Source organism: Bacillus sp. FSL R9-9410 (assembly GCF_038050385.1).
GTDB classification, from domain to species: domain Bacteria; phylum Bacillota; class Bacilli; order Bacillales; family Bacillaceae_G; genus Bacillus_A; species Bacillus_A cereus_U.
The window spans coordinates 1,280,044-1,302,077 of sequence record NZ_JBBOTV010000001.1; the positions used below are offsets into that span (position 1 = coordinate 1,280,044).

Below are 22,034 nucleotides of genomic sequence, written 5' to 3' on the forward strand. Positions count from 1 at the left end.
TTTTTATGCTTTTCTAAACAATCCTAACACTTCAACAGTTTCTGTAATATTAACGAATGCATGAGGATCAATTTCGGAAATCGTTAGTTTCATACTTGCTAACTCTTCACGAGAAACGACTGTCATAAGTACACGTTTTTTCTCGTTTGAATAAGCACCTTCACCATCAAGTAACGTAATTCCGCGTACTACAGTTGAAAGAAGCTTTTTTTTCATTTCTTCCGCTTGATTTGTTACAATCATAAGTGTAACTTTACGATGTTTTGTATGAACGGCATCAATTACTTTACCAGTTACATAAATTGAAAGTAAGCTTGTAAGGGCAACATCCCAAGTGAAGAACAATCCTGCAATGACAACAACAACTGTATTTAATCCAATAAGAAACCCACCAAGTTTAATATCTCGCTTACGAGATAACAACATACCGATAATATCAAATCCACCAGTTGAACCATGGCAGTTAAAGACAAGGCCAATACCAGCGCCGGCGATGACACCGCCAAATACAGAAGATAAAAGTGGGTCTGTTGCTACGACTTTTATAGGAACATAGTATAGTGCAACAGATAATACAATTACAGAGACAACTGTGTTAAAAATTACTTTTTTTCCAAGACCTATGTATCCTAAAATAAGGATAGGTAAGTTCAATACAAAGTTAATAATGCCTGTGTTTACAGGGGTTGCAATTCCTAAAATAATAGCAATTCCGCCAATTCCACTACTTAAAATTTTATGTGGGATAAGGAAAAGATTAAAGGCAATTGCAATAATAATAGAACCAAAAATAACACCAAGAAATCTGACCATCTCTTTCCCGTCCTTCACTAAATAATCATATTATTTCAAGATTATATATGAAATTGAAAGTTTTAGGGAAAAACAGTTTATTTCGGAAAATTAGATTAATCTAAATAGTTTAAGTGTTTAATAATTTGGGAGGGGATACAAATATGAAGATAACAACGTACCAACAGAAGAGTCCTTTAAAACAAGAGTGTGAGGATTCATTTTTTTGTAATGAAGATAAAATGATGTACGGTGTATGTGATGGAGCAACACCGCTCGTCCCGTTTTGTGATGAAGAAGGACATAATGGAGCATACATCGCTTCGCATTTATTTGCAAGTCATTTTACTTCGTTACGGGAGATTAATAGTTTACAAGGTGAAGTTGCAAAGGCGAATGAACTAGTGCAAAACAAGATGCTAGAGTACAAGGTTGATACGAGAAAAAAAGACCATCTGTGGTGTACATGTATTGCAGCAGTTCAAATAGAAGGCGAGAAACTCGAATATGCACAGTTAGGTGATTGTATGATCGTTGCAATACTTCAGGATGGAGCGATGAGAGTATTAACGAAAGATACGGTTCGAGGAATTAGTAAACGTGCAAAAAAGAAGAGAGAGGAAGATAGAGAAAAGGGGTTACCTGTACCTGAAGAACACGTTTTTCAAGATGTTCGGGAGCAGTTAAAATACAATCGGTATCTTGCAAATATGCCAAATGGCTACTCAGTTGCAAATGGGATGAAAGAAGCTATGGATTATTTACAATATGGTGAATTACATGTAGCTGAAGTAAGTGGAATCTTTATTTGTTCGGACGGATTGTTCCATCCAGAGTGGTCGTTAGAACAAATTGTGATATATATAAGAAAGAATAGTATAAAAGAATATGTAGCAATCATTGAAGAGCTAGAAGAAGAAAATAGAATAAGACCAGATGATAAAACAGTTATTATGATCGATTTGTAAGAGGAGGATGTTCATATGGAAATTAAATGTGCAAATTTAACATTTCAAAATGAGTTAGTTCCTTTAGAAAAAGTAAATAAACTGATTATCCACCATACGTCAGAAGATGGATGGGATGTGTATAAAACTCACGAATTTCATCAAAAGGTAAGAGGATGGAGCGGGATTGGTTACAATTATTTTATTGAAGAAGATGGAACTGTAGTCGAAGGGCGAGGTTTACATATTGGAGCACATGCGAAAGATAATAATAGTGATACAATTGGAATATGTATGACGGGGAACTTTGATAAATATGATCCAACTACTGCACAAATGAATTCATTATATTCTTTATGTAAAATGTTTATGAAGCAGTTTGCCATAGAGAAAGGAAATATACTCGGCCATAGGGAGTTAGAAGGGGTTACAAAAACTTGTCCAGGAAATCGCTTTTCTATGGTAGAGTTAAGAAAAGTATTATCTTAAATATAGAGGAGTAACGAATGATGATGAACATAAAAATACCAACTGATAAAAAAGAAGAGCTTGTAGCACAAATTCAGCAATTTTTCGTTGAAGAAGATTTAGATGAAATTGGACGTTTCCAAGCAGAACGTTTAATAGAAGAAATGATTAAATTAGTAGGACCATTTGCATACAATCAAGCAATTGGAGATGCAAGAAAACTTGTAAGTGAGAAATTAACGAATATTGAAGAAGATTTGTATGTGTTAGAGAAGAATGAGGGTAAATAAAAAAGAGCCAGATGGCTCTTTTTTATTTTTCTTTCTTATGTTCTTTATATTCATGTACTTTTTCTTTTACATTACCGAAAGTATCTTTAGCAGTGCCTTTCACTTTATCCCATTTTCCCTCGGCTTGTAATTTCTTATTGTCAGTTACTTTCCCGACAACTTCCTTTACTTCACCCTTTACCTTATCAATGGCACCTTCTACTTTTTCTTTTAAACCATGATCATGCTTTGTCATACATTTCTCCTCCTTGTAGTTTGATTAGAATTCTCTTTTCATATTGCAAGTTGAATGATGTATCTAATAATAGCGTAACAAATCTAGTTTGAATATTCAAATGAGTAACAGGATAGAAAGATAATTGTCATAAAATGTATACAATCGTAATGGAAAGAAAAAGAAAGTTAATTATATGTCTTTCGCAGTCCATATTGATTTTGTATAAGCAATTTTCATATGGGCACGTTCCATATTATTTTGACTGCCGCTACCGAACCTTGCTTGTCCAACTATTAAATTGCAATTGGATGCAACAGCGGTCTCAATTCGTTTTTGAATTAATGCAGTATGACAACCTTTGCGTTGAAATTCTGGCAAAGTAGCAGAAGCAGCTAGTGAGGCGACACCTTTATTTATATACAGGACACCAATACTTGCAGGGATATTTTGAACTTCAGCTATAAAAAAATGCCATCCTGGTTTATTGTAAAGAATTTCGTTATTTTGACGGACGCCATTTTTTGTAAAGGATGGCATATTAAATCCGTGTACATATATGCCTGCAAAAATATCAAATTCATTTTCTGTTAGTTTGCGTACTGAAATGTTAGAAGGAAGAAGGGACGGATCTTCTCTCGGTATATTATATAAAGCGGTATGGAAGCTAGACTGGTAAAAGCCTTTTTGAGATAAGTATTGAAATAGTTCAGTTGTGCCTTGAGCCGGTGTAATTTCAAAACGACAAGGGATGTGTAGTGATTGATAATAAGAGATGATTTCATCTATCTCATCTGTACTTGTGAATGCAATACCCTTTACTGTGTTAAAAGCAGGACCAGCAATTACTTTTGATGAAAAGGCAGTGGCACTCCCGAACTTTTTCATTTGTACTTGCATTGGATTTCCAGCTATCGCTTGTAATGCCTTTAATCTAGAAGATAGCATATCTATTTCTGCGTTTTCAATTTCACTTGCTGTATCGAGTGTCATAATAGTAATCATTTAAAATTCCTCCGTCAATAAATATATTTCATAGTATATATACGATTTATATTCTAAGATTCCTGTTGAAATGTAAGAGAATAAGGAGGTTTTTGGAAGGAAAATGGAAGTGAACTGTCGAAGGGAGTGAAAACAGATTAAAGGTGGTGCTCTCATGAAACAGAAAGACGTGCAGACATGCTCTAATTGTGGTTCTCAAAACATAGGAGAAGGTGAGTTTGTCGGATATGCACAAATACGGAAAAAGGAAACGATGTTTACATCATCTCCAGTAGATGCTTATGTTTGTACAGATTGTGGCCATATTCTCTCATTAAAAGTACGAAATTATGAAAAGTTTAAACAAAAGCCGTTATGATTATTGAGAAGTGGTTATATAAAACGTCGTATACGAAACATCTTACATTAAGTTAATATAAGTGACATTTTACATATATATGAGTACGTCTTAAAAAAAGAGATAAAAACATATACTGTATGAGATGCTCATCATTCATTACATACACGGAAAAATATATAGAAGAAAAAGTAGTCATCTTAGAATCGTTCATAACGAAAACTCCTTTAAATGAATAAAGGAGTTTTTTGTTTTTTTTAACAATAATCACCTTTAATTGTTATAATTGGTTATTGAGAGGTATTATTTTATTAACGTAATAACTATAGAAAAAAACAGCTGAATCGTATACAAAACCGCTATATAACATAATCGCAACCGTAAGTTGACAAAGTGCAACCGCAGGAAGATAGAGATAAGAGCAATGTTTACATACAATTTAGTTAAGAAAACAAAGGGGGACACACATATGGGATTTGGTGAAAAGTTATTTAAATTAAGAAAGGAAAAGGGCCTTTCTCAAGAAGCGTTAGCTGAGAAATTAAACACGACAAGGCAAGCGGTTAGTAAATGGGAAAATGGTCAAGGTTTTCCTGAAACTGAAAAGCTAATAATGATTGGAAATGTATTTGAAGTATCGCTTGATTACTTATTAAAAGAAACTGCTGAGCAAAGTAATGAAAAGGAAAATGGTTATTACGTAAGTAAAGAAATGGCAGAAGGGTATATCGTATATGGGCAAAAAATTTCTAAATATATCGCATTAGGATTTAGCTTGCTTATTTTATCTACAGTACCGTATTTATTATTTAAAGAAAATGCAACAATGTCTACGTTCCTTGTCATTATCATTGCAGTTCTTGGAATTGGAGCAATGATGGTACCTGTAACGATAGAAGAGAGTCGATACAATGTATTAAAAAAAGAAGAATTACTATTTGATCAAAATTTTTTAAAAGAATTGACAAAAAGATATGCGACTATTAAAAAGAAGTATGCTGCAGTAGTAATCGTTGGACTTTGTTTCATAGCAGCAGGAGCGATACCATTTTTATTTGAGAAAAAACGAATTACTTCAGGAGAGCTCGTGCAGTATTATCCTTATTGTGTTGTACTTATTGCTATCGGGTTTTATCTTTTTGTTCGTGTTTTAGGAGTGTTAGAGACGTATCGGATTTTAGTAGAAAATAAAGAATATAGTAATCGTTTCATTTTTAAACTGAAAAAGAAAGTGAGAGAAAAAGTAGACAATTTTTAATAGGAAAAAACATATTTTTATTCGTTTTTTATTAAAAGTTAAGATAGGAGTGGAATGATGTCAAACCTTCTAGAAATTAAAAATTTGAGTAAATCATTTGGAAACAAAGTTGTTTTAAGAGATGTTTCCTTCAATGTGCCGCCTGGATCAATTGTTGGATTTATTGGTGATAATGGGGCTGGGAAATCAACAACCTTTAAAACAGTACTAGAATTAATTTCTAAAGATAGCGGTACAGTAAAAATATTTGGTGAAGAAAATATAAGTAAATATGCCAAGATTAAGGAAAAGATAGGCGTCGTATTTGATGCAATGAATCTACCAGCTCATCTTACAATAAAACAACTAAATAAGGTTTTTGAAAAGATGTTTGAATCTTGGGATAGGGAAAATTTTTATCGATTAGTTAATACTTTCTCTTTATCTACCAATGAAAAAGTAGGTGGATTCTCACGTGGGATGTCAATGAAACTCTCTATAGCTATTGCGCTGTCGCATAATGCAAAATTATTAATCCTAGATGAAGCGACGGGAGGTCTTGATCCTTCATCTAGGGAGGGTGTGTTAGAGGAATTAAAAAGTTTTGTGAGTAAAAGTAATGGTGGTATATTACTTTCTTCTCATATTATGAGTGATGTAGAAAAAATAGCTAGCCACCTTATCATTATAAAAGATGGAGAAATTTTATTGAATGAAGAAAAAGATAATGTTTTGGGCAGTTACGCCATTGTAGATGTTGACGTGGAACAACTAACTTTAATCAACAAAGATATAGTTGTGGCAAAGAGGAACCATGGTTCTTATTTCAATGTACTCGTATCAGATGTACATAAATTACCAAGTGGGATTGCTCATAGAACAATCTCGATAGAAGAAATGAGTGTTTTATTAACGAGGAGTGAAAAATAAATGAGAGGTTTATTATTGACAAACTATTACCTAGTGTATCGAACTTTCTTTACGTTCATGGGAATAGCGATATTGGGAGCGGGATTCGTTTTTTATTTTGGTGATGCTTCAATGTACCGTTTAATTGCTACGTTCATTATCTTATTTGCTGCGATTCCTGCACTTGAAGTTATTAAATATGAGAGTAAGTCGGGTTATGAAAAATATGTACTTACTTTACCAGTTACTAGAAGTAATATTGTGCAAAGCCACTACTTTTTCTATTTTTTAGTTGTAATTATTGGTACCTTATTATCTTATGGCATATTTTATGTATATGGTTTAGTTTCAGATACACCAATTGATGATGGTATATTTAAGAGTGTTTCTTTAGGGACTTTCATCATTCTTAATGCCGGAGCAATAGCCTATCCACTCCTCTATGTTTTTGGAGCAGAAAAATCTGATGCTATTACAATTGGAGGCGCATGTGGAGGACTTGTTACTTATTTTGGATTACAAAGTGTAATTGGCTATCTAATAGAGCAATTTCCAATATCAAATTTAAATTCATCTGTATACGTTTCAATTCTATATACAATATTTGGCGTTATCCTATATATCTTTTCTTTTTTTATTTCGGTATTTATATATCGTAAGAAGGAATTTTAATAGATTTTCTCCTAGTATTTTCTGAATTATTTCCAAAGAAATAATTCAGAAAATACAGAAAAATGTCGTAATTATTTGTAGAAGTCTGTTATAATGAACAAAATGAAAACGCTTTAAAGGGAGGATGTAAACAATATGATGATGAATGTACCTCTAACAATTAGTTCTATGATGGAAAGGGCAGAAAAACTATTCCCAAAGAAAGAAATCATTTCACGGACACATGATACAGTTACGACATTAACGTATAAGCAGCTAGGGGAAAGGACAAGAAGGCTTTCCAGTGTGTTAAAAAAGCTTGGGATTAAAGAAGGCGAGCGTATAGGAACGTTAGCGTGGAATCATCATCGACATGTGGAGGCATATTTTGCTATTCCAGGTATTGCTTCCGTTTTACACACAATTAATATTCGTTTATCTCCTCAACATATTTCATACATTATTCAGCATGCAGAAGATCGTATTTTACTTATTGATGAAGATCTTGTACCACTCATTGAGAATATCCAGTCTGAATTATCGACTGTACAAGCATACATTATTATGACTGATAAAGAGGAGCTCCCAAAAACTACACTGGAGCCTGTATATCATTATGAAAAGCTATTAGAAGAAGGCGATCCCAATTTCCAATTTGTAAAAGATATTGATGAAAATACACCTGCTGGTATGTGTTATACGTCAGCGACTACAGGAAATCCAAAAGGTGTTGTTTATACACATCGTAGTACAGTGTTGCATTGTATGGCACTCGGATTAGCGGATACGACAGCTTTATCGGAAAGTGATGCAGCAATGGCTATTGTGCCAATGTTTCATGTGAACGCTTGGGGACTTCCTTTTGCCGCTACTTGGTTTGGGACAAAACAAGTTCTTCCGGGTCCGATGTTTACTCCGAAAATTTTATTAGAAATGATTCAAACTGAAAAAGTAACGATAGCTGCGGGTGTGCCGACAATTTGGCTTGGTGTTTTACAAGAGTTAGAAAATAATAGTTACGATTTATCTAGTATAACGAGATTACTATGCGGTGGTGCAGCTGCACCAAAAAGTGTTATTAAAGCGTTTGAGCAAAAATATAATGTTCCTTTCGTACATGCATATGGCATGACTGAAACAAGTCCACTCGTAACACTTGCACGTCTAAAAAGCTATGAAACAGATTTGTCGTATGAAGAACAACTTGAGATTCGCTCGAAGCAAGGATATCTTGTTCCTGGTGTAGAGATGAAAGTAGTTGGTGCAGAGGGTGAAGTGAAGTGGGATGGTACGGAGATGGGAGAACTATGTTTACGAGCGCCATGGATCGCTGCAAGCTATTATAACGATGAGCGTACTGTCGAAGGTTTTCGTGATGGTTGGTTATATACAGGAGATGTCGTTACGGTTGACGAGGAAGGGTGCGTAAAGATTGTTGATCGTACGAAGGATGTTATTAAAAGCGGGGGAGAATGGATTTCCTCAGTTGACCTTGAAAATGCTTTAATGGCACATGACGCTATATTTGAAGCGGCTGTCGTTGCAGTTCCTCATCCCCAGTGGCAAGAGCGTCCAGTTGCCTGCGTTGTACAAAAGAAAAATAGCACTGTTACAAAAGAGGAACTATATGAATTTTTAAAACCACAGTTTGCGAAGTGGTGGTTACCGGACGATATTGTATTTATGGAGGAAATTCCGAAAACATCTGTTGGGAAGTTTTTAAAACAGGCGCTTCGGAAAGAACTTGAGCATTTGCATAAAGAGAAATAATTGAACTTATATTTGTTAACTTAAATTAAATTAAAGTTGACAAAAGGTGAATAGAAAGATAATATAACTCCTATAATATGTTATCTAAAATGGATTTTAAGTTTACAAATAGGAGAAGCAAATATGAATACAAAAAACTTAGTTTTCGTCGCTTTATTTAGTTCTATTATGGGAGTGTTAGGGTTAATACCTCCAATTGCTCTTGCTATTACACCAGTTCCGATTACATTACAATCACTTGGTGTTATGCTTACTGGTGGACTGTTAGGATCACGTCTCGGTGCATTAAGTCAGCTTATTTTCTTACTTATAGTTGGAGTTGGAGCACCATTACTTGCTGGTGGACGCGGGGGTCCAGGCGTATTTGTTGGGCCAAGTGCCGGATATTTACTTGGTTACATTGCAGGAGCATTTGTAATTGGTTATTTAATTGAACGTTTACGTGAAGTTTCTATTATAAAAGTATTATGCATTAATATAATTGGTGGTATTTTCGTAGTTTATGTATTTGGTATCATTGTCCAAGCTTTCGTAATGGATATTTCCGTATGGGAAACGATGAAAGTAAGTGTTGTATTTTTACCAGGTGATTGCATAAAAGCGATTATAGCAGCAATTCTTGTGACAAGATTACATCGCTCATTGAAACATATTATTACGCCTGCTTTGAAGAATAAAAAAATTACAAATGCAGGATAAGAAAAAGGAGAAACACGTTACTTGCGTGTTTCTCTTTATTATTTTGTAAAGAAAGGACGTCACATATGGGGATTACAAAAGAATACAAAAAGTATGCCTCTTTACAACCGAATAAAATAGCGATTAAAGAAAATGATAGAGTGTTAACATATAAAGATTGGTTCGAGTCAGTTTGTAAAGTAGCAAACTGGTTGAATGAAAAAGAATCGAAGAATAAAACAGTAGCGATTGTATTAGAAAATTGTACTGAGTTTTTACAAATATTTGCGGGTTCCGCAATGGCTGGATGGGTTTGTGTGCCGCTAGATATAAAATGGAAACGAGATGAACTTAAAGAAAGAATAACGATTAGTAAACCGGATATTATTGTGGCGGAGCAGTATAGGCTTAGTGATATATCGTGCGAAGAAGGAAGGATTATTGAGATTGAAGAATGGAAAGAAATGATTGAGAACTATCCTCCTGCATATAATCCTGTAGAAAATGTACAAAACGCTCCTTTTTATATGGGATTTACATCAGGATCGACTGGAAAAGCAAAAGCGTTTTTACGTGCTCAACAGTCATGGGTACATAGTTTTGATTGCAATGTACATGATTTTTATATGAAAAATACAGATTCTATTTTAATAGCTGGGACGCTTGTTCATTCTTTATTCTTATATGGAGCAATAAGTGCATTGTTTTTAGGGCAAACGGTACACGTAATGAGAAAGTTTGTACCAGTTCAAGTGCTATCTAGTATAAAGATAGAGAATATTTCTGTAATATATACAGTTCCTACAATGCTTGAGTCTTTGTATAAAGAAAATAAAGTAATTGAAAGTGAAATGAAAATTATTTCGTCAGGAGCGAAATGGGAAGCTGAAGCAAAAGAAAAGATGAAGAATGTGTTTCCTTATGCAAAAAGATATGAGTTTTATGGTGCGTCTGAGCTAAGCTTTGTAACGGTATTGGTCGATGAAGAGAGTGAAAGAAAACCGAATTCAGTAGGGAAACCTTGTCATAATGTACAAGTTCGAATATGTAATGAAGTAGGAGAAGAAGTACAGGTAGGCGAGGTAGGAACTGTTTATGTAAAAAGTAATCAGTTTTTTATGGGCTATGTATCGGATGGAGCTATAATCCCGCAATTGTCCGAAGGTGGCTGGATGACAGTGCAGGATGTGGGCTACCAAGATGAAGAAGGCTTTATATATATTGTTGGTAGAGAGAAGAATATGATTTTATTTGGAGGAATCAATATCTACCCAGAAGAGATAGAAAGTGTGTTATATACGCATCCAGCTGTTGAAGAAATTGTTGTTGTCGGTATAAAAGATAGTTATTGGGGTGAAAAACCTGTCGCTATCGTAAAAGGAAGTGCTACGAAGCAACAATTAAAGAGTTTTTGCCTACAACGATTATCATCTTTTAAAATACCGAAAGAATGGCATTTTGTAGATGACATCCCTTATACAAGTAGCGGGAAAATAGCTCGTAATGCAGCAAAAAGTATCATTGAAAATCAGGAGAAGATATATGAATAGAGCGGTTATTGTAGAAGCGAAAAGGACACCCATTGGTAAGAAAAATGGGATGTTGAAAGATTATGAAGTTCAGCAATTACTAGCGCCGCTTCTTACGTTTCTAAGTAAAGGAATTGAGAGAGAAATAGATGATGTTATATTAGGGAATGTTGTTGGACCAGGAGGTAATGTTGCAAGATTATCTACTTTAGAAGCAGGGCTCGGTTATCATATTCCTGGTTTAACGATTGATCGGCAATGCGGCGCTGGCTTAGAAGCAATTCGTACTGCGTGTCATTTTATCGGGGGCGGGGCAGGTAATTGCTATATCGCTGGGGGAGTAGAGAGTACAAGTACGTCACCTTTTCAAAATAGAGCGCGGTTTTCGCCTGAAACAATTGGGGATCCAGATATGGGATTAGCCGCTGAGTATGTTGCAGAGCAGTATAACATAACAAAAGAGATGCAAGATGAATATGCTTGTCTTAGCTATAAAAGAACGCTGCAAGCATTAGAAAAAGGATATATACAAGAAGAGATATTACCTCATTATTTTAATGGGTTATTAGATGAAGCAGTAAAGCAAAAAATGAATTATGAAAGAATGATTAAGAGAACGAAACCTGTATTTTTACAAAATGGAACGGTAACAGCAGGGAATTCGTGTGGTGTAAATGACGGGGCATGTGCTGTTCTTGTAATGGAAGAGGGGCAGGCCCGGAAATTAGGATATAAGCCTGTTCTTCGTTTCGTTCGTAGTGCTGTAGTTGGAGTGGATCCAAACCTTCCAGGAACTGGTCCGATATTTGCCGTACAAAAACTACTTAGAGAAATGAATTTAGTGATAGAAGATATTGATTGTATTGAGATGAATGAAGCGTTCGCCGCTAAAGTTGTTGCATGTGCGCAAACGTTACAAATTCCGTATGAAAAGTTAAATGTAAATGGTGGTGCAATAGCACTTGGTCATCCGTACGGTGCGTCTGGAGCTATGCTTGTAACACGTTTGTTTTATCAGGCTAAAAGAGAGCATATGAAATATGGAATTGCGACATTAGGAATTGGTGGGGGAATTGGGCTTGCTCTTTTATTTGAAAAAGTAGAAGACTAGCAAGCTAACTAGTTTTCTACTTTTTCAGGAATATAGGCGTTGCTACCAGGTTTTGCTTTTATTTCGTTCCAAGCAGCGATAGCATCTGTTTTTGATTTTCCTTTGTTGCATGGATCTTCGAAAAAAGAACGAGTAAAACGATTGTATTCAAACTGTGCGCTGATAGTTGTTTTATACGTGGGATCTTTTTTACGTTCGTTTTCTTCATACCAAAACGTTATAGCGTCTTCATACGTTTTTCCGATATTCTTTTTAAAAAACTTTTGAAGGGCTACTGTAAAGCGGAAGTTTGCTCCAATTTTTTCTTTGAAAAAAGCACGCACATCTTCACTACAGCGGTGATTTTTACTAATAATCGTTTGAAGAGAAAGGTCTTTATAAGAGAGGGAAGCTTTACTTACTTTTTGATGAGAACAGTTTTTTAATATTTTACCTGTAGTTAAATAGTGTGAGATACGCTCGGTTATTTCGATTTTAGAGCCACTAGCTGGTAAATCATGCTCACGACAAAATATTTGTAGTTCAGCTTTTAACCAATAATAATTTTGGAAATCTTCGAGTGATATAGACTTTGTTAAAGGTGGACGCATGCATATAACAACTTATTTCTTCCATAATTTTCTTTAATTATAAAACGTATGTTCTTTTTATGGAAGGATTAAATCGATATTTCTTATAGAATCGTTCATATAATTTCATTTACTGTACTACTGTGCACGAAGAAGAAAAGAGAAGTGGATGTCACACAGTTCAATGACATCCACTTCATAAAATAATCTACACCGCCGCCTGTAAAGAAGAAATAAGTTGATTTAAAAATTCGTCCCCAGTCATAATCGCTTTTCCACCGCCGCGAGCACTTTTTTTATTTCCGCCACCTTTTCCTTCAATAGAAGGAAGGGCATCTTTTAAAAGAGCATTCATATCGAGTATCACTGCTTTACCACAAGCAAGAATACATTGTAATTTGTCTTCATTTTCAATAACGAAATATGTAATTGCATGCTCTTGTTGTTCTGTAATAATAGCGGAAATCTTTGCGATTTCTTGCATAGAGCGATTTATAAATGCTTTAGAGATAAGTGTTCCAGCATGTATTTCTGCAGGTTGTTGTAATAGTGCATTTGCCTCTGCAAATAATAATTTTTCATTCATTGTTTGTATTGCTTTTTCGTTTTCTTTTTGAGAAGTAAGAAGTTGTGCTACTTTTACTGGAATGTCAGTTTCGCTGCTGTTCAATTGTTTAGAAACATCTTTCATAATTTGTTGGTACTGTCCCATTAATTTAAGTGTGCGCCAACCAGCGATAAATGTTAAGCGTATACCACCTTTATTGCGCTCCCATCCTAGTACTTGAATAGGGCCTACTTCACCTGTATGTTTCGGGTGTGTTCCGCCACAGCCGTTGTAATCATAATTTTCGATAATAACAACGCGTATATTGTCTGTCATAGTCGGTTCTTTTCGAAGAGGTAATGTTTTCGCTTCTTCTAAGTTCATCCACTCTATACGAATTGGATGGTTTTCAAAAACAATTTTGTTGGCAATTTGCACTGCTTTTTCAACCGTTTCTGTAGGCAGATTTTCCGTATCTAAATCAATTGTTACCGTTTCTTTTCCAAGATGGAATCCGATAGTTGGTATGTTAAAGTAATCCCAAAAAGTAGCAGATAAAATGTGCTGAGCTGCATGTTGCTGCATATGATCAAAACGGCGCTCCCAATCTATTTTACCCTCTACTTCTTCCGTATGTAATTGTTCTACTATAAAATGGCGAATTTCTCCATCTACTTCTTCAACGTTAATTACCGGAATACCATTTAAAGTTCCAGTGTCATGTGGTTGTCCGCCGCCTGTTGGATAAAATGCAGTTTCATTTAAAACAACATATAGGTTATTTTCTTCATCATAATTTTGTTTTATAACTTTAGTAGTAAAGTCTTTTTTATAAGCGTCAGCATAATATAATTTTTGTTCCAAGTTCATTTCCCCTTTCGTGTTCACTAGTTTCATTGTAAAGTAATTGAAATTAGTTTCCTAATATTTCAGAAGAAAGAAACTTTTTTTAGAATTTTCTTGCTATAATAAGAAAAAGAAAATGCGGGGGTGGAATGAAAATGCCATATGAAAACGGCGTAGATAAGTTGCTTAGTTTAAGCAGAAATATTTCCGAATTATATCGAGAATTAAATGAGATGACCCGGATTTTAACGGAATGTAATCGAGAAAGTGTGAAATTTGATCGGTTATATGTAAAGGAGTTACTTTGGAAAAAAGAAGATGTCATAGAGAAGTATGAACAATTACTCGTCCAGCTTTGTATTAATGAATGCTTTGATTTAAAAAGTGTAATTACTGGCGAATATAAGTATACATATGAAGAGGTAGAAAGCATTGTTTTAGAATTTAATGAAAAGTATAATGTAGATATTTTGATTAAAGATGTTTGTAAAGAACTACAGTTTACATATGGAATTGATATGGAAATAACGAGGACAGCTCGGGTATAAACATCTCAAGTATAGAAAAAGGAAAAAGAAAGCAGATCCTTTGCTTTCTTTTTTTATGTAAGAAAAGGGAGAGTAGGTTTAAAGATGAAGGGGAAGTTACAAAATATTCATCCACTTGGAATGAGTATCATTATAGGGACATTATTTGCTAGGTTTGCAACTTCAATGAGCATTCCTTTTTTAGCGATTTATTTAACGACTGTTAAAGACGTATCGGCTGGCATGACCGGTGCTATCATTGGAACGAGTGCGCTTGTTGGAGTGTTTGCTAGTTTTATTGGGGGCAATTTATCGGATCGATTTGGTCGAAAGATGATTATAATATGGTCCATGATTGTTTGGGTGTTTGTATTTATAGGATTTTCAGTTGCAGAGCATGTTTTGAGTTTCTTTCTATTAAACGCTTTGAATGGATTATGTCGTTCTTTTTTTGAACCGACATCAAGAGCTTTATTATCAGATTTAACGAAACCAGAGTATCGTTTACTCGTATATAATTTGCGTTACGGTGCAATAAATGTTGGGGTAGCGATTGGCCCACTTGTCGGATTACAGATCGGAAGTGCAAAATCAACAATCCCTTTTTTAGTAGCAGCTGGAGTATACATTCTATATACAGCTATATTAGCGTTCCAATTTAAGAAGTACCCACTTGAACAAAAGAAAGTAAATACAGATAAGCCTGTTACAATGTTAAATGCAATTCGCATTTTGCGAAAGGATGTAGTATTTTTAGTTGCTTTAGTCGGGATTATTTTGAGTAATAGTGGTTTTTCACATTTAACGACGACAGTATCTCAATATTTTGCAAATGCACATATATTTCAGGATGGAGTGAAGTTGTTCTCATATATGCTAGCTTTAAATGCAATTACGGTAGTAGTTATTCAATACCCTGTTATTCAAATGTGTAAAAAGTATACGCCGTTAGCGTCTATTATGGTTGGAACGTTATTTGTGAGCGGGGGATTGTTTGGGTTTGGGCTAGTAGAATCCATGTTAGGGGCTGCTATATGTACAATTATTTTTACATTCGGAGAAGTATTAATGTTTTCAATGACAGATGTATTTATTGATGAGATCGCTGATTCCAATTTGAAAGGAACATACTTCGGAGCGATGGGATTTTCAGGAATTGGAGGAGTAATTGGTCCTTGGTTTGGGGGAGTACTTCTCGATTATTACGGGTATCAAAATGGATTTGTAGTATTTGCAGCGCTAGCTATATTTTCAACTGTAGCATTTCCTGTACTTTTAGTTACAAAAGGTTTATTGAACAAAAGATATGATAGAGATTCTAATATTGAAATACAAGTGAAATAAAATAAGCCCCAGCAAGTTGCTGGGGCTTATTTTTGTATTTACCCGGCTATTACCCGATTGGTGAAGGCTAATAATCGGTGGGGAATGGATAAAATCCCCACCGATTAAAGTTTCACTTTATATTAACTCTCAATTTGAAAAAAGAACCTTCTTTTCATGCTTATTGGCAACTTCGTTTTTGGAAATATGAATGGCTAAATATCCATTCTCTAAACAGGCTAGCATCTTGTTATAAATGATATTAGTAGGTAAAGGAACAATCCGCTGTAAAGAAGTGTTTTTATAAAGTATACAAATGTTTAGGCCTGTCTCCATCTTTTTAATGAGTACATTTTGTGCAGTTGCATTTGGTACATCTGTTTCCAAAATGTATTCTTGTTCTGTTTCACAAAGGTCAATATGAATTTGATTTGGAAAACTAAAGTTACTACAAGAATCAGAACAAAATTGATCCATCCATTCTTCGAAACCATCAACATGAAAAAGACAATCCTTCTTTTTCTTGCCCATGTAAGACACCCTCCGTAAAATCTCAATTCATACTATGTTATGCATGAATGAAATAGAGGTGAAGAACAAATAGAAAAATATAAACATTTTATGTGAAAGATACAGTGTGTGTGAATGCTTTTGCTTTACATATCATGATGTGCATGATTTTTTTGACGTGAATGATTACGATTTTTAACTTTATGAGATCCACTTAAAGGTTCGGGCTGTCCAGACGATTGCCCTTTTTTCTCGTTTTGACGATTAGATTGATTATTGTTTTTACCCATTGTATTTTACACCTCCTCTTCCTATTTAGAATGAGAGAAGTTTGCGAATTTATACGAGAATGTTTTTTGGGAAACGGGTAAAGATAAGTAGGACTAACTCATATAGGAAGGGGAAAATGATATGCCATATCATAAAGATAAGCAACAGGCTTTTCAGGCCACGCAGCAAGGGGTTGTTCAAGCGGAAAATATATTCAATAATATTGTGAAAAATGACCCGAATTACGGCCATGACTTAAAAGAGTTACGCCAAGAAGTTCAAGAGGCGTACGAACAGATTCAAAATGCACTTGAAGTAGCATCAGAAACGCAGCGTCCACAACTTGAGCAATATGAAAGTAATCTCCAAAATATAATGCAAAACGTTGATCAATTAGAAAAGTGAAAGAAGGTTGTTGTGAATTCAACAACCTCAAAACTTTTAGCGCTAATATGCAGAAACAAAAAATTATTCTATTAATTTTTTCTTTAATTTGTGCAGTACATATATTTCAAGTGGATAAAGTGGAAGCTAAAATGTTATTAAGAAAAGAGTTAGAGCCAACTGGCTATGTAACGTGGGAAGTGCCAAATAATGAAAAGGTTATTGCAATCACATTTGATGATGGACCAGATCCAACATACACGCCGCAAATTCTAGATTTATTACATCAATATCAGGCAGAAGCGACTTTTTTTATGATTGGATTTCGAGTTCAGCGTAATCCATATTTAGTAAAGCAAGTGTTGAAAGAAGGACATGAAATTGGAAATCATACGATGAATCATTTGTATGCGAGTAATTCATCAGATGAAAAATTAGAACATGATATTTTAAATGGAAAGAAATATTTTGAAAAATGGGCGAAAGAACCTTTATTGTTCCGTCCACCAGGTGGATATATTAATGATGCTGTATTTACTACGGCAAAAAGAGCTGGGTATCAAATTGTTCTATGGTCATGGCATCAAGATCCTCGTGATTGGGCGAATCCAGGTACTGAATCCATAGTAAATCATGTTGTGAAAAATGCTAAAAGTGGAGATATTGTACTGTTGCACGATGGAGGAAGTGATCGTAGTCAAACAGTGGCGGCATTAGCGAAAATTTTACCTGAGCTGAAAAAGCAGGGTTATCGATTTGTAACAGTTTCGGAATTGTTACGTTATAAACATTAGAGAAAATCCCAAAAGGTATACCTTTTGGGATTTTTCGTTACTGATTCTTTTTTCGTTTCTTATTATTTTGTCGCTCTGCTGGAGTTAAAGGTTCATTTGCGAACTCTTCATTATAGCCAGTTCCTTGCCCTTGTGCGGATGCAGTATTCATTCCTGAAATAGTATGATTTGCTTTTCGTTTACCCATTGTTTCTCACCTCTATAATGTTTTTTAAAGATGAATCATGAATTGTTCATAACATATATGAACGTAAAGTAGAGTGTTTTACTTTACAATAATAGTATTTATAAGGAGCATGGACACTATTCAAATTTAGAAAGATAAAGAAAACTTATTATAATCCATAAGTTTCTTATTATTTACTTATTTAGAAAGTTGTAATAAAATATTATCGTAAGGTATTGAAAAGTTTGTCTACATTTTATATTCAGACAACTTAGCCACGTTTAACAGGGGGGAAACATAATGGTCAAACATAATCCATTTCAATCACGTGCAACTTTTGAACTAGATGGAAAGACGTATCATTATTATCAATTGAAAGCGCTTGAAAACGCAGGGGTTGGCAACGTATCTCAATTACCATATTCCGTGAAAGTTTTACTTGAATCTGTACTTCGTCAAGTAGACGGACGCGTAATTACAGAAGAACATGTTACAAATTTAGCGAAATGGGGAACGAAAGATGTTCAAGATATCGATGTTCCATTTAAACCATCTCGTGTAATCTTACAAGACTTCACAGGTGTTCCAGCTGTTGTAGATTTGGCTTCGCTTCGTAAAGCAATGGCAGATATGGGCGGAGATCCTGATAAAATTAATCCAGAAATTACTGTAGACCTTGTAATTGATCACTCTGTACAGGTTGATAGAGCGGGTACGGCAGACTCGCTTGCATTCAACATGGACTTAGAGTTTAAACGTAATGAAGAACGTTATAAATTTTTAAGCTGGGCACAGAAATCATTTGATAACTACCGTGCAGTTCCACCAGCAACAGGTATTGTACACCAAGTAAATCTTGAATATTTAGCACCAGTTGTTCATGCGGTGAAAAATGCTGAAGGTGACTTAGTTGCATACCCAGATTCATTAGTTGGAACAGACTCACATACAACAATGATTAATGGTATCGGTGTTCTTGGATGGGGCGTTGGTGGTATTGAAGCAGAAGCAGGAATGCTTGGACAGCCTTCATATTTCCCAGTGCCTGAAGTAATCGGTGTGAAATTAACTGGTACACTTCCAAGTGGTACAACAGCAACTGATGTTGCATTAAAAGTAACACAAGTATTACGTCAAAAAGGTGTAGTTGGTAAATTTGTTGAATTCTTCGGTAGTGGACTAAAGAGCATGCCTTTAGCTGACCGTGCAACAATTTCAAATATGGCACCAGAATACGGTGCAACTTGTGGATTCTTCCCAATCGACGACATTTCATTAGAATACTTACGTTTAACAGGTAGAGATGAAGAGCAAATTCGCGTTGTTGAAGAGTATTGTAAAGCAAATGGCTTATTCTATACAGCAGACAGTAAAGATCCAATCTATACTGATCTTGTTGAAATTGATTTAAATGTAATCGAATCTAACCTTTCTGGACCGAAACGTCCGCAAGATTTAATTCCGCTTTCAAATATGAAAGAAGAGTTCCATAAAGCTGTTTTAGCACCAGTTGGAACACAAGGACTTGGATTCAATGAGCAAGAGTTTGATAAAGAAGTGAAAGTTACATTAAAAGATCAAGAAGTAACGATGAAAACAGGCGGAATTGCAATCGCTGCGATTACAAGCTGTACAAATACGTCAAATCCATACGTATTAATTGGAGCAGGATTAGTTGCGAAGAAAGCAATTGAAAAAGGACTTAAAGTACCTGGTTACGTGAAAACATCATTGGCACCAGGATCTAAAGTTGTTACAGAGTACTTAGATAAGTCTGGTTTAACAACGTATTTAGATCAATTAGGTTTCCAAACAGTTGGTTACGGCTGTACGACTTGTATCGGTAACTCTGGTCCATTAGCAGAGGAATTAGAAGAAGCAATCGCAGCAAATGATTTATTAGTAACATCTGTTTTATCTGGTAACCGTAACTTTGAAGGTCGTATTCACCCACTTGTAAAAGCAAACTACTTAGCATCACCACCACTTGTTGTGGCATATGCACTTGCAGGTACTGTTGATATCGACCTGAAAAATGATGAAATCGGTAAAGATGTAAATGGTAATGCTGTTTACTTTAATGATATTTGGCCATCAGCTAAAGAAATTGAAGATGTAGTTCAAAGTGTTGTTACATCTGAATTGTTCAAAAAAGAATATGCACAAGTATTTAACAGCAATGAGCGCTGGAATGAAATCCAAACTTCAAATGAAGCTTTATATACTTGGGATAATGATTCAACATACATTCAAAACCCACCGTTCTTCGAAGGATTATCTAAAGAGCCAGGTGAAGTTGAAACGTTATCAGGTTTACGCATAGTTGGTAAATTTGGAGATTCTGTAACAACAGACCATATTTCACCAGCAGGTTCAATTGGTAAGCACACGCCAGCTGGACGTTATTTACTAGAAAACGGCGTACAACCAGTTGACTTTAACTCTTACGGTTCTCGTCGTGGTAACCATGAAGTTATGATGCGTGGTACATTCGCAAACATCCGTATTAAAAACCAAATCGCACCAGGAACAGAAGGCGGATATACAACATATTGGCCAACTGGTGAAGTAACATCTATCTATGATGCTGCGATGAAATATAAAGAAGATGGCACAGGCCTTCTAGTTGTTGCTGGTAAAGACTACGGTATGGGAAGTTCTCGTGACTGGGCTGCGAAAGGAACAAACTTATTAGGTATTAAAGCAGTAATCGCAGAGAGCTTCGAGCGTATTCACCGCAGTAACTTAGTGTTAATGGGTGTATTACCACTACAATTTAAAGATGGCGAAAGCGCTGAAACGTTAGGTCTTGTTGGTAACGAGTCATTTGAAATTCAAATTGACAAAACAGTTAGACCACGCGATCTTGTAAAAGTAGTTGTAATCGATTCAGAAGGAAAAGAGAAGCAATTTGAAGTAGTAGCTCGTTTCGATAGTGAAGTTGAAATTGACTACTACCGTCACGGTGGTATCTTGCAAATGGTTCTTCGTTCGAAAATCGAAGAGTCTAAAGTGTCAAACTAAATAATTGAAATGAATGATAAGGAAGCTAACATTTGTTAGCTTCCTTACTTTATGTACAGAGGAAAGGGATGAAACCATTTGGTTTCATCCTTTTCCTTTTATTATGCAAAATTGGAGGAATGACAATGAATGAGTATAGAAGAATAATTATTCATTTGCAAATTAATCCTGGCGAACTCGTTATCATTGTGGGGGAAAGTGGTGCAGGAAAAACGACGCTTTTAAAATTAATTACGGGTTTATATAAACCATCTAATGGTAGTATTGCTTATTACGGTAATAAAGCTCGTATGACTACAGTATGGCAGGAGCCTCGTTTTTTTCGAACGACAGTAAAAGAGAATATGTATTTTGGGGAAGGGGGCTTAGAAAAACAGTTAGAAAAAAATATGGAACTTGTAAATGTGAAGTCGATTATTAGGAGTTTATCTGAAGGTATTCAGACTGTTCTACATAAAAGCGGTGAAGAGTTTTCGGGAGGAGAGAGAAAGCGTCTTGCGTTATTGCGAGCGATTGTATCAAATCCGAATCTCATTATTTTAGATGAACCGACTGCGGGATTAGATCCGAGCAATCAAGAAGTGGTTTGGAATATGCTTAAAGGGCTAGGGGGGAATGTAACGAGAATTGTGACGACACATGATATCGAGAGGGCGATGATAGCGGATCGGGTTGTTGTCATGAAGAATGGAATTATTGTGGAATGTGGGGATCCTAGAGAACTATTAAATTGTAAGTCATTGTTTAAAGAGATGCTAATAAAAAGATAAGAGCTATATAGCGCTCTTATCTTTATTCACTCTTATTGAGTTGGTACGTATATGATTCAGTATCGCTAGTACTAAACTCTTTGACTAGAGTAAGTTGATTTGTATCCGGATTGTATTTGAAAATTTTGACCGTACGTTCGCTACTTAGTGATGGATTATATTCTTGAATAGCAAATGTATTTTCAGCAATCTGTGTCATATTACTGGTGGAAAAATTTTCTATGGAATCATGATTTGTAGAAATTTCAACGACTCTTCCACCGTTGAAAAATAAAAGAACGATTACTAAAACAACTAAACATATTCGTATATAGCGAAGTTCTTTAGTAATAGGGTGTTCTCCCAAAATAATCATCCTTTCTGTAA

At 35.1% G+C, this 22,034-nt stretch carries 25 protein-coding genes and 1 pseudogene; 17 read left to right on the top strand and 9 right to left on the bottom strand.

Going from position 1 to position 22,034, the window contains the following annotated elements:
- Window positions 1-3 precede the first annotated feature (3 nt).
- The gene (locus MKX77_RS06855) at window positions 4-813 is read right to left on the bottom strand and encodes a YitT family protein (RefSeq protein ID WP_341306120.1); all 810 of its coding nucleotides are present in this window, start codon (window positions 811-813) and stop codon (window positions 4-6) included.
- Between the two features lie 143 nt (window positions 814-956).
- On the opposite strand from MKX77_RS06855, the gene MKX77_RS06860 reads away from it, so the two are divergent.
- Genes MKX77_RS06860 through MKX77_RS06870 form a run of 3 tightly spaced genes read left to right on the top strand, consistent with a single transcriptional unit; the run spans window position 957 to window position 2,497 of the window.
- The gene (locus MKX77_RS06860; RefSeq protein ID WP_341306121.1) at window positions 957-1,760 is read left to right on the top strand and encodes a protein phosphatase 2C domain-containing protein; all 804 of its coding nucleotides are present in this window, start codon (window positions 957-959) and stop codon (window positions 1,758-1,760) included.
- 15 nt (window positions 1,761-1,775) lie between these two features.
- Entirely contained in the window at window positions 1,776-2,228 is a 453-nt protein-coding gene (locus tag MKX77_RS06865) for a peptidoglycan recognition protein family protein (RefSeq protein WP_012261413.1), read from the top strand.
- 17 nt (window positions 2,229-2,245) lie between these two features.
- Window positions 2,246-2,497, top strand: coding sequence for a DUF2164 domain-containing protein (locus MKX77_RS06870; RefSeq protein WP_002087817.1), 252 nt, complete (start codon window positions 2,246-2,248; stop codon window positions 2,495-2,497).
- A 22-nt stretch (window positions 2,498-2,519) separates the two neighbouring features.
- Here MKX77_RS06870 and MKX77_RS06875 read toward each other — a convergent pair whose 3' ends face one another.
- Both MKX77_RS06875 and MKX77_RS06880 read right to left on the bottom strand, forming a co-directional pair.
- A complete protein-coding gene (locus tag MKX77_RS06875) occupies window positions 2,520-2,732 on the bottom strand; it encodes a CsbD family protein (protein WP_341306122.1) in 213 nt (70 codons plus the stop codon).
- Between the two features lie 171 nt (window positions 2,733-2,903).
- Complete coding sequence (locus MKX77_RS06880; RefSeq protein WP_341306123.1) at window positions 2,904-3,716, bottom strand: GNAT family N-acetyltransferase; 813 nt, start codon at window positions 3,714-3,716, stop codon at window positions 2,904-2,906.
- Between the two features lie 154 nt (window positions 3,717-3,870).
- On the opposite strand from MKX77_RS06880, the gene MKX77_RS06885 reads away from it, so the two are divergent.
- The 8 genes from MKX77_RS06885 to MKX77_RS06920 all read left to right on the top strand — a co-directional run bounded on the left by MKX77_RS06885 (window position 3,871) and on the right by MKX77_RS06920 (window position 11,938).
- The gene (locus MKX77_RS06885) at window positions 3,871-4,074 is read left to right on the top strand and encodes a hypothetical protein (RefSeq protein ID WP_002160904.1); all 204 of its coding nucleotides are present in this window, start codon (window positions 3,871-3,873) and stop codon (window positions 4,072-4,074) included.
- Between the two features lie 448 nt (window positions 4,075-4,522).
- Window positions 4,523-5,311: a helix-turn-helix domain-containing protein gene (locus tag MKX77_RS06890; RefSeq protein ID WP_286675777.1), complete on the top strand. Its 789-nt coding sequence runs from the start codon at window positions 4,523-4,525 to the stop codon at window positions 5,309-5,311.
- A gap of 57 nt (window positions 5,312-5,368) precedes the next feature.
- Entirely contained in the window at window positions 5,369-6,220 is an 852-nt protein-coding gene (locus tag MKX77_RS06895) for an ABC transporter ATP-binding protein (RefSeq protein WP_341306124.1), read from the top strand.
- Window positions 6,221-6,871 carry an ABC-2 transporter permease gene (locus MKX77_RS06900; protein ID WP_144503853.1) on the top strand — a complete coding sequence of 217 codons (651 nt, stop codon included), beginning with the start codon at window positions 6,221-6,223 and terminating at the stop codon, window positions 6,869-6,871.
- Window positions 6,872-7,006: 135 nt separating this feature from the next.
- Window positions 7,007-8,620, top strand: coding sequence for a long-chain fatty acid--CoA ligase (locus tag MKX77_RS06905; protein ID WP_341306125.1), 1,614 nt, complete (start codon window positions 7,007-7,009; stop codon window positions 8,618-8,620).
- Window positions 8,621-8,743: 123 nt separating this feature from the next.
- Window positions 8,744-9,319, top strand: coding sequence for a biotin transporter BioY (locus MKX77_RS06910; RefSeq protein WP_341306126.1), 576 nt, complete (start codon window positions 8,744-8,746; stop codon window positions 9,317-9,319).
- Between the two features lie 65 nt (window positions 9,320-9,384).
- A complete protein-coding gene (locus tag MKX77_RS06915; protein ID WP_341306127.1) occupies window positions 9,385-10,848 on the top strand; it encodes an acyl-CoA synthetase in 1,464 nt (487 codons plus the stop codon).
- Window positions 10,841-11,938 carry an acetyl-CoA C-acyltransferase gene (locus tag MKX77_RS06920; RefSeq protein ID WP_341306128.1) on the top strand — a complete coding sequence of 366 codons (1,098 nt, stop codon included), beginning with the start codon at window positions 10,841-10,843 and terminating at the stop codon, window positions 11,936-11,938. Before MKX77_RS06915 ends, MKX77_RS06920 begins: the two co-directional genes overlap by 8 nt.
- A gap of 8 nt (window positions 11,939-11,946) precedes the next feature.
- On the opposite strand, the gene MKX77_RS06925 is transcribed toward MKX77_RS06920, so the two are convergent.
- Complete coding sequence (locus tag MKX77_RS06925) at window positions 11,947-12,528, bottom strand: DUF6434 domain-containing protein (RefSeq protein ID WP_341306129.1); 582 nt, start codon at window positions 12,526-12,528, stop codon at window positions 11,947-11,949.
- A gap of 187 nt (window positions 12,529-12,715) precedes the next feature.
- A complete protein-coding gene (locus tag MKX77_RS06930; RefSeq protein WP_341306130.1) occupies window positions 12,716-13,918 on the bottom strand; it encodes an alanyl-tRNA editing protein in 1,203 nt (400 codons plus the stop codon).
- Window positions 13,919-14,055: 137 nt separating this feature from the next.
- Here MKX77_RS06930 and MKX77_RS06935 point away from each other — a divergent pair, with 137 nt between their 5' ends.
- Window positions 14,056-14,448: a hypothetical protein gene (locus tag MKX77_RS06935; protein WP_341306131.1), complete on the top strand. Its 393-nt coding sequence runs from the start codon at window positions 14,056-14,058 to the stop codon at window positions 14,446-14,448.
- Between the two features lie 84 nt (window positions 14,449-14,532).
- A complete protein-coding gene (locus MKX77_RS06940; RefSeq protein WP_341306132.1) occupies window positions 14,533-15,771 on the top strand; it encodes an MDR family MFS transporter in 1,239 nt (412 codons plus the stop codon).
- A 129-nt stretch (window positions 15,772-15,900) separates the two neighbouring features.
- On the opposite strand, the gene MKX77_RS06945 is transcribed toward MKX77_RS06940, so the two are convergent.
- Together MKX77_RS06945 and MKX77_RS06950 are read right to left on the bottom strand one after the other, a co-directional pair.
- On the bottom strand, window positions 15,901-16,281 hold the full coding sequence (locus MKX77_RS06945) for an Hsp20/alpha crystallin family protein (RefSeq protein WP_002087791.1): 381 nt from the start codon (window positions 16,279-16,281) through the stop codon (window positions 15,901-15,903).
- 125 nt (window positions 16,282-16,406) lie between these two features.
- Entirely contained in the window at window positions 16,407-16,550 is a 144-nt protein-coding gene (locus MKX77_RS06950; protein WP_002014281.1) for a small acid-soluble spore protein P, read from the bottom strand.
- Between the two features lie 121 nt (window positions 16,551-16,671).
- Between MKX77_RS06950 and MKX77_RS06955 the strand changes: the two genes are divergently transcribed.
- Both MKX77_RS06955 and pdaB read left to right on the top strand, forming a co-directional pair.
- Window positions 16,672-16,935 (top strand): hypothetical protein, encoded by a 264-nt coding sequence (locus MKX77_RS06955; protein WP_341306133.1) that lies wholly within the window; start codon window positions 16,672-16,674, stop codon window positions 16,933-16,935.
- 47 nt (window positions 16,936-16,982) lie between these two features.
- Window positions 16,983-17,708 carry a polysaccharide deacetylase family sporulation protein PdaB gene (gene pdaB, locus MKX77_RS06960; RefSeq protein ID WP_341306134.1) on the top strand — a complete coding sequence of 242 codons (726 nt, stop codon included), beginning with the start codon at window positions 16,983-16,985 and terminating at the stop codon, window positions 17,706-17,708.
- 37 nt (window positions 17,709-17,745) lie between these two features.
- Here pdaB and sspO read toward each other — a convergent pair whose 3' ends face one another.
- Window positions 17,746-17,895, bottom strand: a complete 150-nt coding sequence (gene sspO, locus MKX77_RS06965) for a small acid-soluble spore protein O (protein ID WP_016080671.1) — start codon at window positions 17,893-17,895, stop codon at window positions 17,746-17,748.
- A 279-nt stretch (window positions 17,896-18,174) separates the two neighbouring features.
- Between sspO and acnA the strand changes: the two genes are divergently transcribed.
- Together acnA and MKX77_RS06975 are read left to right on the top strand one after the other, a co-directional pair.
- Window positions 18,175-20,898: an aconitate hydratase AcnA gene (gene acnA, locus MKX77_RS06970; RefSeq protein ID WP_215553804.1), complete on the top strand. Its 2,724-nt coding sequence runs from the start codon at window positions 18,175-18,177 to the stop codon at window positions 20,896-20,898.
- A gap of 149 nt (window positions 20,899-21,047) precedes the next feature.
- Window positions 21,048-21,668 (top strand): annotated as a pseudogene (locus tag MKX77_RS06975) (ATP-binding cassette domain-containing protein); the annotation flags it as partial.
- A gap of 22 nt (window positions 21,669-21,690) precedes the next feature.
- Here MKX77_RS06975 and MKX77_RS06980 read toward each other — a convergent pair.
- A complete protein-coding gene (locus tag MKX77_RS06980) occupies window positions 21,691-22,023 on the bottom strand; it encodes a YmzC family protein (RefSeq protein WP_341306135.1) in 333 nt (110 codons plus the stop codon).
- Between the last annotated feature and the right edge of the window lie 11 nt (window positions 22,024-22,034).